Origin of the sequence: Salinivibrio sp. MA427 (assembly GCF_001996115.1) — a bacterium.
GTDB lineage: Bacteria > Pseudomonadota > Gammaproteobacteria > Enterobacterales > Vibrionaceae > Salinivibrio > Salinivibrio costicola.
In genome coordinates, this window is sequence record NZ_MUFH01000508.1 from 1 (window position 1) to 1,034 (window position 1,034).

The following is a 1,034-nucleotide window of genomic DNA, read 5'->3' on the forward strand; positions in this document are numbered from 1 at the left end:
GCTAATACCGATGCTTCGTTACAGCATTCCATTTCAAACCTCTTTATCTTCGTTAACCATCCAAACCGCGGCTTCTACTCGGGAGCGTAGGTTTAACTTTTTTAGTAGGTGCTTTACATGCACTTTGACTGTCCCATCAGATATATCTAGCTCTCTGGCAATAAGCTTGTTACTCAGTCCTTTTGCGATCAATTTGATGATTTCTTTTTCTCTGGCGGTGAGGCTTGACAATGTTCGCTGGTCACTGTGGGGAGCAGGCTGGCGTAGTGCGCCCGCAAGTGTTTGTGTGAGTTTAGGACTGATTGCCATTTTTCCCACAGCCGCTTGCTTAATGGACTCAACGATATCGTCAGGATCCATATCTTTTAGTAAATATCCGTCAACACCTAACCTTATCGCTTCGACAACATCATCATCTTGGTCAGAGACAGTTAACATGATAATGCGTCCTGTATAACCAGAATCTCTGAGTGCTCGTATCGTTTCTAATCCATTCATGCCGTCCATATTAAGATCTAACGTTACTAAGTCTGGGTCGAGCTCTGTTACCAATCCGACCGCATCATAGCCAGAGTCAGCTTCTCCAACCACTTTTAAGTCATTATCCAATGAAAAGAGTTGCGACAAACCTCTGCGAAAAACAGGGTGATCATCGACCATTAAGATCGTCCCAATTGATGAATTTTCAGTCATAAGTTTTCTCTACATCTAAAGGAATGTTAAATTCAGGTTGGAAGTCAAATCTAACCTCTGTACCACCTTTTGCGTGATTACCAATTGTAAGCGTGCCTTTTAAGCTTCTACTCCTTTCCTTCATAATAGCAAGACCATAATGGTTTTCTTTTTTGGCTGATGTATCAATTCCGATCCCGTCATCATGAATTAACAAAGTGACGTAACCATTTTTTTTGCGACTTGTAAGAAGAATAACGATTTTACTTCCTTCGGAATGATGAATGGCATTCTGTACTGCTTCTCTAGCGATTTGTAGTAGGTGAACTTGCTCAGTAGCCGAAAAAGGCATATTTTTAATT

2 protein-coding genes are annotated in these 1,034 nt (G+C 41.2%); both read right to left on the reverse strand.

Going from position 1 to position 1,034, the window contains the following annotated elements:
* Positions 1–33: 33 nt before the first annotated feature.
* Positions 34–693, reverse strand: coding sequence for a two-component system response regulator NarL (gene narL / locus BZG79_RS15960; RefSeq protein WP_021022858.1), 660 nt, complete (start codon positions 691–693; stop codon positions 34–36).
* On the reverse strand, positions 686–1,034 hold a 349-nt coding region (locus BZG79_RS15965), incomplete at its 5' end, for an ATP-binding protein (protein WP_242414229.1). The genes narL and BZG79_RS15965, both read right to left, overlap by 8 nt.